This window comes from Chryseobacterium tagetis (assembly GCF_016735585.2).
GTDB classification, from domain to species: domain Bacteria; phylum Bacteroidota; class Bacteroidia; order Flavobacteriales; family Weeksellaceae; genus Chryseobacterium; species Chryseobacterium tagetis.
The window spans coordinates 1121783-1134711 of record NZ_JAERSE020000001.1; the positions used below are offsets into that span (position 1 = coordinate 1121783).

Annotated in this window: 12 protein-coding genes; 3 read left to right on the forward strand and 9 right to left on the reverse strand. The window is 33.6% G+C overall.

Translation table 11 applies throughout. The annotated features are described in order from the left end of the window. Positions 1-14: 14 nt before the first annotated feature. From JI747_RS05010 to pepE, 3 genes are read right to left on the reverse strand one after another with little or no spacing between them, the layout of a single operon-like run. Entirely contained in the window at positions 15-1187 is a 1173-nt protein-coding gene (locus JI747_RS05010; RefSeq protein WP_225686708.1) for a sensor histidine kinase, read from the reverse strand. Between the two features lie 6 nt (positions 1188-1193). Next, positions 1194-2567 carry a D-alanyl-D-alanine carboxypeptidase/D-alanyl-D-alanine endopeptidase gene (gene dacB, locus JI747_RS05015; RefSeq protein WP_225686709.1) on the reverse strand — a complete coding sequence of 458 codons (1374 nt, stop codon included), beginning with the start codon at positions 2565-2567 and terminating at the stop codon, positions 1194-1196. 32 nt (positions 2568-2599) lie between these two features. Further along, positions 2600-3292 carry a dipeptidase PepE gene (gene pepE / locus JI747_RS05020; protein ID WP_225686710.1) on the reverse strand — a complete coding sequence of 231 codons (693 nt, stop codon included), beginning with the start codon at positions 3290-3292 and terminating at the stop codon, positions 2600-2602. 199 nt (positions 3293-3491) lie between these two features. Between pepE and JI747_RS05025 the strand changes: the two genes are divergently transcribed. After that, positions 3492-4028 carry a tetratricopeptide repeat protein gene (locus JI747_RS05025; RefSeq protein ID WP_225686711.1) on the forward strand — a complete coding sequence of 179 codons (537 nt, stop codon included), beginning with the start codon at positions 3492-3494 and terminating at the stop codon, positions 4026-4028. A gap of 32 nt (positions 4029-4060) precedes the next feature. Here JI747_RS05025 and JI747_RS05030 read toward each other — a convergent pair whose 3' ends face one another. Next, the gene (locus tag JI747_RS05030; protein WP_225686712.1) at positions 4061-4546 is read right to left on the reverse strand and encodes a YdeI/OmpD-associated family protein; all 486 of its coding nucleotides are present in this window, start codon (positions 4544-4546) and stop codon (positions 4061-4063) included. Positions 4547-4788: 242 nt separating this feature from the next. Between JI747_RS05030 and fsa the strand changes: the two genes are divergently transcribed. Then, a complete protein-coding gene (fsa, locus tag JI747_RS05035; RefSeq protein WP_225686713.1) occupies positions 4789-5442 on the forward strand; it encodes a fructose-6-phosphate aldolase in 654 nt (217 codons plus the stop codon). Between the two features lie 62 nt (positions 5443-5504). On the opposite strand, the gene JI747_RS05040 is transcribed toward fsa, so the two are convergent. The 5 genes from JI747_RS05040 to JI747_RS05060 all read right to left on the reverse strand — a co-directional run bounded on the left by JI747_RS05040 (position 5505) and on the right by JI747_RS05060 (position 11831). Beyond that, entirely contained in the window at positions 5505-6350 is an 846-nt protein-coding gene (locus JI747_RS05040; RefSeq protein ID WP_225686715.1) for a GLPGLI family protein, read from the reverse strand. A gap of 108 nt (positions 6351-6458) precedes the next feature. Further along, positions 6459-7364 carry a GLPGLI family protein gene (locus tag JI747_RS05045; protein ID WP_225686716.1) on the reverse strand — a complete coding sequence of 302 codons (906 nt, stop codon included), beginning with the start codon at positions 7362-7364 and terminating at the stop codon, positions 6459-6461. Positions 7365-7374: 10 nt separating this feature from the next. After that, positions 7375-9375: a M56 family metallopeptidase gene (locus JI747_RS05050; protein ID WP_225686717.1), complete on the reverse strand. Its 2001-nt coding sequence runs from the start codon at positions 9373-9375 to the stop codon at positions 7375-7377. Positions 9376-9385: 10 nt separating this feature from the next. Beyond that, positions 9386-11230: a M56 family metallopeptidase gene (locus tag JI747_RS05055; RefSeq protein WP_225686718.1), complete on the reverse strand. Its 1845-nt coding sequence runs from the start codon at positions 11228-11230 to the stop codon at positions 9386-9388. Positions 11231-11465: 235 nt separating this feature from the next. Beyond that, positions 11466-11831, reverse strand: a complete 366-nt coding sequence (locus tag JI747_RS05060; protein ID WP_225686719.1) for a BlaI/MecI/CopY family transcriptional regulator — start codon at positions 11829-11831, stop codon at positions 11466-11468. Positions 11832-12161: 330 nt separating this feature from the next. On the opposite strand from JI747_RS05060, the gene JI747_RS05065 reads away from it, so the two are divergent. After that, positions 12162-12740, forward strand: coding sequence for a hypothetical protein (locus JI747_RS05065; protein WP_225686720.1), 579 nt, complete (start codon positions 12162-12164; stop codon positions 12738-12740). The last annotated feature ends 189 nt before the right edge of the window (positions 12741-12929 follow it).

The window sequence follows — 12929 nt, forward strand, 5'->3', positions numbered from 1 at the left end:
TAAATTCAAAAATTTTAAGCTTTCTCTTCTTCAGTTTTCTTAATTGTAATTCTGAAAGTAGTTCCCTTCCCTACTTCTGTCTGAACAATTTTGATATCCCCGTTATGATATTCCTGAACTACTCTTTTAGCTAATGACAAACCCAATCCCCAACCGCGTTTTTTGGTAGAATATCCCGGTTTGAAAGCACTCCTTGCCTGTTGTTTGGTCATTCCACTTCCGTCGTCTTTTACTTCAACGATAATATTTTTATTTCTTTCAAAAACGGTCATGAGTAAGTTTCCCTGTCCTTTCATCGCATCTACCGCATTCTTCACCAGATTCTCGATCACCCAGCTCATCAGTATTTTATTATGCGGAACAAAAATAGTATAGGTAGGCTGATGTAACGTAAAATTAATTTTTCTGGAAATTCTTGTTTTCAGATAATCATAATTTTCCTGAATGGTTTCATTAAAGTTTTTATCATTAAGCTCCGGAACAGAACCTATTTTAGAAAATCTTTCAGAGATGGTTCGTAAACGTTCAATATCTTTTTCAATTTCATGTACGCCTTCAGATTCAGGATTATCAAGCTTCATAATCTCCATCCATCCGATCATCGAAGAAAGAGGAGTTCCGATCTGATGCGCCGTTTCTTTCGCTAACCCTGCCCAAAGATAGCCTTCGTCTGTTTTCTTAACTGTTCTCAAAAACCAAAAAGAAAACAGGAAATAAGACAGTACAAAAATCCCTAGTAAAAAAGGAAAATACTGAAGATTATTAAGGATTCCTGAATTGTCATAATATACAAATTGATTATTTCCATCAGGAACTTTAATCTCAATAGAAGGATAACTTTTAGCCATTTTCTTTGCTAAAACCACAATTTGTTCCGGGTCATTTTCAATATCCTGAGGAATATTTTTATGCACCATAATCTGATCATTCTTATCTAAAATAATTAGAGGAATTGTTGTATTAGAACTGTAGATTTGAAGAAGTAAGGCCTGAATCTCTAAACTTGGAGTCTTTACTTCCTGTTGAAATTTCAGGGCACTCACCAAAATATCAACCCTTTTTACTTCTTCTTTCTTCAAATAATTAACGACGAGCGTTGAAGCTATCACGATAGATACAACGACCAGCGTCATGAGAGAAAAAATAAACCAGTTGTTGAATCTGGAAAATATAGATTTCTTTTTCAAAGTAAACTATTTTAAAACATTCAGGATTTTCTGAAGTTCTGTACTTCCGCTTCCCTGGTAATTGTTGATAATAATCGAAAATACATATTTTTTCCCATCTTTTGCTGTGTAAAAACCTGCAAATGATTTGGTATCTTTCATCGTACCACTTTTCATTTTAAGACCGTTATCCTGAACCGGAAAACCATCGTAATACGCATCAAACCAAGATTGCTTTTTGGTATACAGTAAAGCCTGAACTTCCGCTTTTGCAGAAACATAATTTTGAGGAGAAAGTCCACTTCCGTCCGCAAAATTGATCATATTTCCATTAATTCCTTTTGACTTCCAGAATTCTTTAAGATAAGCTACTCCGCTTTTAAAGCTGGAATCTCCTTTTTTCTCTTTTCCTAATGTTTTAACCAGTGTTTCCCCATACATATTCACACTTTTTCTCAAAAACCAAAAGACAATTTTATCCAATGTAGGCGATTGATAGGTAAGAATAATGTTATTTTTAGGAGAAGGCATTATTACTTTTCCTTCGATTTCAAGCTGAGAATTAGTGATTACTTTTCCTGAAAAACCTATTCCCGATTCTTTCAGCCATTGTTTTACTTCTACGCCTAGCTGTAAAGGAGGATTCGGTACGGAACCTGAAACAGTGATTGTTTTTCCTGCAGGTAAAGTTCCGTTAATTAAAGCAACATCAGAATAGGGAGCGGTAAAAACCAGACTCTGATCAGAATTCCCTCCTGTTTTCAGATCATTCAGCCATTTTATACCGGCTAAAGGATAGGAAAAATTCTTAAAATCGGTTCCATTCATATTCATGTCGAATTGATTTTCCCTCCAGTTCACACTCCAAACTCCTGCTCCGTAATAGTTCCCTAAATCGTCCCAAGGCCAGCCTCCGGGAATCGTCTGATGATCAAAATAGGAATCATCAATAATTAAATCTCCTGAAATTTTTGTAATTCCGGCGTTTTTTATGGCTTCAAGAAGCTTCTTTTTAAAATTTTCAGGTTTATAAGACTCATATCTCCAGCTTCCCAACGTAGGATCTCCGTTTGAGCTGATAAAAAGATTTCCGTTCAGATTTCCTCCTGAAATGCTTCCTGAATAACTTGATATTGTTTTATAAGTATATTCCTTTCCTAAAGTTTCCAAAGCTGCTGCTGCCGTAAAGATCTTCTGGGTAGAAGCCGTAGAAAACCCTTTATTCCCTTGATATTCATAAATAAGCCTGCCATCTTCATCGGATACATAAAATGATAAATTAGAAGCAATCGCTCCCGAAGAATTCATCAGGTCTTTTGTAGCTGCATCCAGTTTTTGGGCAACATCCTGAGCAAAAACAACCTGTGTTGAAAGTATAAGAACCGCGAATGTTTTCTTCATTGCATCAATGTTTATTCAAATATAATTAAAAACTACAATTCGCTTCCTGTTTCTATCTCGTAAGGTTCTTTGTCTTTCTCAAAAATTCTTGTTAATTCATTCCCTTCAACCGTAATTTTATCCCCTATTCTTCTGATCCAGTTTCCTTCACGCAATCCGACAACTTTTACATCATTCTGCGTTAAAAATTCTTTGATTCTGGTTTCTCTAGTTTCTCCATTATGCTTCAAGTCCGGATTTGGATCTAAATAGTGCGGATTTAAATTAAAAGGAACCAATCCCATACAGTCAAAACTCGGCGGATAGACAATCGGCATATCATTCGTTGTTTTCATGTTCAGTCCTCCGATGTTACTTCCGGCGCTGCATCCCAAATAAGGTTTATCACTTTCAACATTTTGTTTTAAAACAGACATTAGACCTTCCTCATGCAGTGTTTTTACCAACAAAAAAGTATTTCCACCTCCTGTAAAGTATCCTTTCGCATTATTTAATGCTTCAATTTTGTCTTCAAACCCGTGAAGACCTTTTACTTTTATATTGATTGTTTCAAAGAAAGAACGCGCTTTTGCTGTGTACTCATCATGAGAAATTCCGCTTGGTCTTGCAAAAGGAACAAATACGATCTCATCTATTCCATTATATAATTGAATTAATTCTTCTCTTAGATATTCCAGATATTCTCCTCCAAAAAGCGTGGAAGTTGAAGCCAATATGATGTTCATATAAAATATATTGATTAAAAAAGTTCAAATACAAAGATAGCTGAAACCGTACCGAATCAAAAATTTCGATAAAAAAACATTTGATCTTCTTAAATTTTTCTAAAAAAACTTAAGGGTTCTAAAATTTACACTTTTATGGAATTATTATTGAACTTTACCCAGCACAACTCGAAAATATAAGATTATGAAAATGATTAAAATGAACACAAAAAGCTTATTCTTAGGTTTATTATTCGCAGGAGGTTTAGGTTTTGTAAACGCTCAGACAACGCAAACCGACACAAACGCTACGGCAAAAACATCTCAAACAGGTAGCAATGCTACCATTGAGGGGCTTAAAAAACAAATTGAGGCCAATCCGAAAGATACCAATGCATTAGCACAATTAGCAACAGCTTACCAGGAAGCCTCAGACTGGACGAATGCAGTGGATACATGGAAAAAAATATCGGTTTTGCTACCGGATTGGGCACCGTCATATTATAGCCAGGCCTATGCTTATCAGTCTGCAAAAGATGATGTAAATGCAAAAATTGCTTATGAAAAGTATATTGCCACCGTAAAACCTGAAGAGGTGGAGCAAAATAAGAAAAATCTGGCCTATGCTTATTTTTATCTTGCTTTTTCCGAGCAGAAAAATGATCCGAACAAGGCCAAAGAGCACATTGCTAAATCTATACAGTATGATCCCAGCAATCAGGATGCTGTAAAGCTTAGCAAAGTTTTAAATTCATAGTTGCAAAGGTTCAGAAAATTTCTGAACCTTTTTTATTTTAGTTTCTTCCCGAAAAACTCAGTTTCACCATGCAGATGACGGATAATTTTTTCAACATTCCGTTGAATGCTTTCTTCTGTCTTGAGATTATTAATATATTTAATAAGTTCTGATTTTCTTGAAGGAATCAGTTCTTCAAAATTTTTCTGGGCTACAGGATTTTCTTTGATTGCCTGATCTAATTGGGGATGAATGGAAATCGTTCTGTCTGAAGCATCATATTCAATACAGATTTCTATGTTTTCACCAATCCGTTTCGGTGAATCTTTCAGCATGATCATATTGATATACAATCGCCACTCTCCCAGATATTTCATGAGGTTTTGGGTATATTCTTTTCCATTTACAGTGCCTTTTACAGGGATAGGACTTTTATTTCTGTCCGAAGTTTCAAAAATTTCTTTTAAAATTTCTTCAGGAATATATACAAAAGGATTGATTCCGATGATTTCCAGTTTTGCTGTGAATAGGTTTTTCATTGAAATGAATTTAATGATTTTTTCTGTATTTCATGTAGGCAATCTAAACCACCCGTCAAAAATTCAATGAATTTTTGATACCCCTCCAGAGAAGGGGAATTGTTTCTTACACCGATTAGCTTTGTTTTGATTGTAGCAATTTTAAACTAAACCCCGGAAACACGAATCCCGAATCTCGCTTTAAATTAATTTTCCACTCACAAAGGAATCGTTATCTTTGCACAAATAAATCTATACAACAAATGAAATTTTTTATTGACACAGCCAATTTAGAGCAAATTAAAGAAGCGAAAGATCTTGGAATTTTAGATGGTGTTACTACCAATCCTTCATTAATGGCAAAAGAAGGAATCCAGGGAGCTGAAGCGATCAGAAATCACTACAAAGCAATCTGCGAAATCGTAGACGGAGATATTTCTGCGGAAGTTCTTTCTACAACTTACGAAGAAATGATTAAAGAAGGTGACGAATTGGCGGCAATCCACCCGAATATCGTTGTTAAGATTCCTATGATTAAAGATGGGATCAAAGCGTTAAAATATTTTTCTGATAAAGGGATCAGAACGAACTGTACATTAATTTTCTCTCCGGGACAAGCTCTTTTAGCAGCTAAAGCAGGTGCTACTTATGTTTCTCCTTTCTTGGGAAGATTAGATGATATTAGTACTGACGGATTAAACTTAATTCAGGAGATCAGATTAATTTTTGATAATTATATGTATGAAACTGAAATCTTAGCAGCTTCTATCCGTCACTCAATGCATATCATTGATTGTGCTAAAATTGGTGCAGATGTTATCACTTCTCCACTTCCTCCGATCTTGAGCTTATTGAAGCACCCATTAACAGACAGCGGATTGGCTCAATTTATTGCAGATTCTCAGAAATTAGCTTAATAGAATTTTTCTTTTAAGTTTAAATAAACAAAAAGCGCGAAACTTTCAGTTTCGCGCTTTTATTATTTGAGTAAATACAGCTCAAGAACATTATTGTTTTTTGCATTTTCTTCCTTTGCATTCTTTTCTCGATCCCTGAGAATTTTCTCCATATCCAACGGTTTCCCGCTTTCATCGATCATTGTTATTTTCGTATTTCCAGACATCATCTGGCGCATGCCTTTGGTAGGATTATTTCTATAATCCATAAACTGTTTTTTATATTTATCCTGGTCGATTTCAAAAAGACTTCCGAAAATTTTCTTTTCTCCATCACTTTTCCATTCCTGATCATTAGGAATTTTCTTAATTCCCTTTAAGACAAAAGAATGGGATTGTGTATTATCTTCTACTTTAATAATCATTCCAGGTAATCCATAAAATTTATAGGGACCATCCTGAATAGGAAGATCCGGCACAAACCAGGCTGTCCATTTTCTCCCTGCAAAATTTACACTTGCTTTCTGAGCATTGAATTCACCGATTTTTTCTTTTTCAGGAAGTATTTTCCAGTCCAGTTTTCTTTGATCCTTAACTTTATAATAATCTACATCTAATTGATTGAAAAATAAAACTTTATAATCCGGATAAGATTTCTCTACAGAAAAAGATATTTTCCCATAATCTATCCCGGTAAAATCCCGCATTTTTTTTGCTATCCTGTCTTCCCTTATTGAATCTGCTGCAAAACGTTTCTGGCTATAAAATTTTGATCCTTTTTTAGCGATATCTAAATACATGATTTCCTGATCTGTAGTATTTCTATCTGTAGAATCTGTCACAAACTTATATTCATAAATAAACCGTTGATTCTGAGCGACCATAAAAACACTGAAAAATGAAAAAATTCCAAAAATAATTCTCTTCATATTGATTTTTTTCAAAGATAATTTTTTAAAATAAAAGTTGAACTTATTTATAATAAAAAAGCAGAATAAACTTACTATTTATCCTGCTTCAATATAAAATATATGTAATTAATTTACTAAATCCGGTTCAATGGGGTTATTGTTTTTAGCAAGAGATTCTTTGGTTCTTTTTTCCATTTCCCTGAACACCTGATTAGGATCTGAAATCTCTTTTCCGTCAGCTGTTTTCGTTTTAAAAACCATTTTGGTATTGGCGTCATTCTTCATCATCATTTCTCTCATATTTTTCGTAGGATCATTCACGTAGGCTTTCCAGGCTTTTTTAAACTGATCTTTTGTCACTTCAATTTCTTTACCTCCCATTCCGAATAATTTAATGTTTTCAGGTAAGGTAAGCTCTTTTTCCTCACTGTTATTACGTTGCAGAACTTTGTTCCCTATCAAAGTCATGACATGAGAACCTGTTGTATCTTCTATTTTCACGATCAGACCAGGCAATCCATAAAAAGTGTATGGCCCATCCTGAAAAGGAAGATCACTGGCAAACCAGGCAATCCACTCTCTTCCGCCAAAGCTTGTAGTGGCTTTCTGAGTCATGTATTCCCCTATTTTTTGCTTATCAGACTGTATTTTCCATTCAGGCTTTTTATCTTCCTTTATCTTGTAAGAATCACTTGAAATGTTTCTGAAAAGATAAGTTTTAAAATCAGGATAAGATTTAGTTACCCGATAAGAAACCTGCCCCGGTTTTTCTCTTTTGTTGATACTTATATTTCCCGAAAACGCTTTAATCTGCTTCTCCAGATCCGCTCTTTGAGTGGAATCCGCAACAAATTTATCACGGCTGTAATAGGAAGATCCGGTTTTATCGATATCCAGATACATCATCTCCGTTTTTATATCCGTTTTCTCATTAGAGTCAGGAATAAACTTATATTCATAAAAGAATCTGTTAATCTGGGCATTGGCAATAAGTGCAGCCAAAATAAAACTAAGGGCTAAAAGTTTTTTCATTTTTTACGAATTAATACGTGATAATTTCCATTCTTTTGGCATAAGATCTATTGTTTTCACCTGCTACACGGCTTACTTTAAAGACTTTGATATTAGTAGGTGAATTGAAGTCTTTCGGATCGCTCTGATAAGCCATAAATTCTTCTTTACTTACTTTTTTTCCATTAACATACAGTTCAGGAACATCTACATTGATGGCAAGTAAAGCCGTTTTTCCTACAGGAGATTTTTTATTATTATCGTCTTCAATGTTGACACCATATAAATTGACTACCTTATTTAAACTGTTATCTACTTTAAAGATCGCAAAATTGTTTTTGTTAGGTCTATTTTGTTGCAACTCCTGAATTTTTTTAGCATCTTTTTTCAGGAGCTCTTTTTCAGTTTCAGATAGCGGTTTTTTATCATAGTCTCTGTTTTTAGAAAACTTTTCATCAAAGGCATATCCTTTTCTGTCCGCTTCTATAGTCTGGGTTATTTTTTGTTTATCCTCAGCAGCTCTTTTTATGGCATCCTGTCTTTTCTTTTCAGCTCCGTTATAGAAGGTTTCAAGATCTTTTTGTGCTGCTTCTCCAATTTTCTCAGCTTCTTTTTCGGCTTTTCTTGCTGCCTTTTCAGCCTGTTTTATTTTTCTTTTAAATGCAGGAGAATTCACCATTGCTTCTGCTTTTTTCGCTGCTTTTTCGGCTTCTGCTATTTTTCTCTTAAACTCTGGAGAATTAACCATCGCTTCTGCTTCTTTAGCTTTCTTTTCTGCTTCAGCAATTTTCATTTTAAATTCCGGTGAATCATAGTATTTTTCAACACTGCTGTAGTGATCTTCAAGAGCTTTCAGATTATTTTTATACTTATCTGAATTTACAATTTCATCAATCTGATCAGATAAAGCTTCTATTTCATTTTGCTTGGCTTCAAATTCTGGGGTCTCAGTTTTTTTAGATTTTATCAGCTTTTGAATTTCTGCACTCTTTTGACTGATTTTTTCACTGATTTTGTTAATTCTCTCGTGATCTTCTCTCAACGCTTCATTATAAAGATCCCCTTTTTTCAGCTGTTCCTGAAAAAAATCTTCACCCGCATTTGGTCGTATGGTATCTTTTTTAATTTGAGAAACCGCTTTCTCTATTTCAAGATTGGTCTTGGCTATTTCTTTGTTCTTCGCATTCACCATATAGGCAAAAGCTACTGTGAACACTACTGGTAAGGCTAAAATTCTTCGCGCATACCCGAATTTCGTCTGTGATTTCTGTAACATTGTTAATCGCTTTTTTAGATTGGAACTTAGAAACGGACTCGTCGCTGGTAACTCTACTCCGGAAAAGTGACTAGCTAAAAGCATCTGCGCAAATGCTTTCGTGTCCGATTGTTTTACGGCTTTTTTATCAGCCAGATATTCATGTATTAAATTAATTTCTTTTTTAATAAGATGGTAAAATGGATTGAACCAGAATACCGAGGTGATAATTTCTAAAATGATCTTATCAAACGTATGTTTCTGTTCGATATGTACCATTTCATGCTTTAAGATCTGTTTTCCTATTTCTGAATTCAATGTGATAGAATTCTTCCAGAACAGGTTTTTAAAATAGGAAAAAGGAGCATCTGTAAGATCTGTTCGATAAAAGTTTATCCCTCCGATGTTTTCTCTTTCAAATTGGTTTTTTAGTTCATGTATTTTGAAGGTTCCGTAAATGAATTTTCCTAAAAAATACAGGGAAACGATTCCTAAAACTGAAAAGCTAAGTGTATAATATAAGTTTTCATGGGTATTTGTATTTTGTGATGGGCTAAAGTTCTGCACTTTATCGATCAGCATATAGATATTCTGATTGACCTCAATGGTAAAGTCTTCTAGCTTTATCAAGGGAAGCAATAACGAAATCAGTATCGAAAACAACAGATAAAACCTATTGTAATGGTGAAAAGTCTTGTCCTTGAGCGAGAGATAATAATATCCCAGCAAAACGCCTGAACAAATAACCACTTTTAAGATATAGAATAATGCTTCCATGATTGAGATATTATAAATCGTCTTTTCTAGTTTTTGTATTGATAGAAATTTCGCCTGTCATTTTTCCGTTTTCCGTATTCTTTTTCACATTGATAGATTCTATTTGATCTCCTTTCAAGAGTTTCAGGTCTTCTCTTGAGACTTCTTTTCCATCAATAATAACTTTCATATTTTCATTCCAAGCATCTTTTCCATTAATATAAATTCTAGAAACATCTCCATCAATTTTAGAAACTCCTGAAGCTGAAAATTTATCTCCATCTAGGTTATATCTTATTGTGTTTGCCGTAATTTTCACTGCACTAGGCGGGGTGTAGTTGAAATTATATGAAAAAGATTTTCCATTTTCTGCCTCTAATTTCGCCTTACCTGCTTCCCATCTCGCTTTTTCACTCTGAATTCTTGCTTTTTCTCCGGCTTCTCTAGCTTTTTCAGCTAATTTTTTGGCTTTTTTCATTTCTCTTTCAGCCTTTTTGCTGTAAGCCGAATATTTCAGATCATTGATCTTAAATACTTTAATTTGAGGAGCACGTGGTGCATTTGGCGGACTCGGAGGCGTTGGAGGAACTACGAACACTGCTCCCTTTTCAAGTTCAGGGAAATCAGGCATCTCAAACTTCAGATCTTTTACATCCTTCATTCGGTTTTTCCATTGGTCTGAATTGAAGAATTCCTCAACATTCATTTCTTTACCATTCACCTTTATTCTGGTCAATGATTTTTGAAAATCTCCCGAATTCGTAATTTTTGCTATCTCCCCCGAAAGCTGTGCTATTTCATCTACATTTTTATCGAATTCTTTAGTTTCAGGCTTTAATTGTTTCAGCTCTTTACTTTTCTCTTCGATTTTTTTACCCAGTTCCGCTATTTTTTTCTCATCATTTGTCTTTTTATAAATCTTTATGGATTCATTTTTAGTATGATCAGGTCGTATTGTGTCTTTTTTGATTTGAGAAACTGCTTTCTCTATTTCAAGATTGGTCTTGGCTATTTCTTTGTTCTTCGCATTCACCATATAGGCAAAAGCTACTGTGAACACTACCGGTAAGGCTAAAATTCTTCGCGCATACCCGAATTTTGTCTGTGATTTCTGTAACATTGTTAATCGCTTTTTTAGATTGGAACTCAAAAACGGACTCGTCGCCGGTAACTCTACTCCGGAAAAGTGACTGGCTAAAAGCATCTGCGCAAATGCTTTCGTGTCCGATTGTTTTACGGCTTTTTTATCAGCCAGATATTCATGTATTAAATTAATTTCTTTTTTAATAAGATGGTAAAATGGATTGAACCAGAATACCGAGGTGATAATTTCTAAAATGATCTTATCAAACGTATGTTTCTGTTCGATATGCACCATTTCATGCTTTAAGATCTGCTTTCCTATTTCTGAATTCAATGTGATGGAATTCTTCCAGAACAGGTTTTTAAAATAGGAAAAAGGGGCATCGGTAAGATCTGTTCGGTAAAAGTTGATCCCTTCGATGTTTTCTCTTTCAAATTTGTTTTTCAGTTCATGTATTTTGAAGGTTCCGTAGATGAATTTTCCTAAAAAATATAAGGAAACGATTCCTAAAACTGAGAAAGTAAATGTATAATATAAGTTTTCATGGGTATTTGTATTTTCTGATGGGCTAAAATTCTGCACTTTATCGATCAGCATATAGATATTCTGATTGACCTCAATGGTAAAGTCTTCTAGCTTTATCAAGGGAAGCAGTAACGAAATCAATATCGAAAACAACAGATAAAACCTATTGTAATGGTGAAAAGTCTTGTCCTTGAGCGAGAGATAATAATATCCCAGCAAAACGCCTGAACAAATAATCACTTTTAAAATGTAGAATAACACTTCCATGATTGGGTAATTGCTTTAATCAAATGATAATATTGCCTGCCATATTCTTTTCACGGACTGATTTCTCTAAAATATAGAAATCAACCAATCCCACAGCTGAAAAAATATTTCTATAATAAATGCTGTCATTGCTTATGTTTTTATTGAGGTTAATATTCTGTACCTTTTACTAACGTCTTGTCTTGTAAAGACAACTGAACCTATGAAAATGTTACAGAGCCACCTCTTTTAAATATTAGCTTTTCTTTTTAAGCTCATTTAATAACATTTCCAAATCTTCTACACTCATTTCATTTTTTTCTACCAGAAAAGAAACCGCACTTTTATAAGAGCCTTTAAAATAATTTTTCACAAGGCTTTTCATCGTCTTCCCGGAATATTGTTCCTGAGTAACCAAAGGAAAATATTCATGCTGTCTTCCGATCACATTATAATCAACAAATTCTTTATCCTTCAATACTTTTAGTATTGTAGAAACTGTATTGGTATGAGGTTTCGGTTCCGGAAACAGATCAAGAATATCTTTTAAAAATCCTTTTTCTATTTTCCATACATATTGCATTACCTGTTCTTCCGCTTTCGTAAGAGTTTGAATTTTCATATTCCAATGTTTAATACTATTATAATATAGAGTCAATTCTATATCACTAACAAATTAGTTATACAAATATAGAATTAAATTCTTTTTCAACAACTATTTTTTTAGTGATAAAAGAAAATTAAATTATATCAAACTGAAAATCAATTAAATAAATTTAAATACAACTCAATATTTTTATTAAAAACAAATATCCTGATATATTTAATCTTCACAAAAAATGCTTTATTACACTAAAAATTCTTAAAACATGTTAAATTTTATTAAATAAAATTAAAATGAAGTTGTATAAAGTGAGAAAATATATTTATTTTAGTGCCTTAAAAATTTCTCATGAAAAGATATAATTTATTGATTGTACTATTACTACTTGCTTTTAATTTAGCGACTGCACAAAAAAATTCTCCTGCAGCAGACTTCAGCGCGATAGGAGAAGCTAAAACAAAAATAGAAAACACGGTTCCTTTGGTTCTTGAGCACCTTAAGGTGATTGCAGATAAAGAAGGAGACAACAGCATTTACACCAACGGAAAAACTGCATTAGGAAAAGAGTATGCAATTTTACAATCTGAATTCTGGTTATATAATGGGAATATGTCTAACTGTATTCTAAACAATTCTTCTAAAAAAGCGAAGAAATGTATGCAGTACCACACACAGTATTTAAGAAATACATTCATCAACTATAACAACTACATCAGCTATATCACAAAGAAAAACGGATATATCGGAGTAGACAGTGATATTAAAAAGGATTTCACTCCTTCAGAAATCACTAAAAAGCTGGGTGATGCTTATTATGTAGCAAGCGAAGCTTCACAAAGAATGAAAGGAACTCAGAGAAAAGAATTCCTTGAGCAACCAAAATCTGATGACTATAAGCTTAAACCTTATGCTGAAGTAGCACAATAATATAAAATCCCACTTTAAACGGTGGGATTTTTTTTATGTCTAACAGTTTTAAATTTCGCCCAAAAAAAGAGAACAACAATTTTATAAACTTACACCCAAAATATTCCCCAAATACCAAACCAAGATAAAATTCTTATAAAAATTACGACTTTGTCTTTTCCTTGAAAAAAGATACAGTCTTTAAAAAAT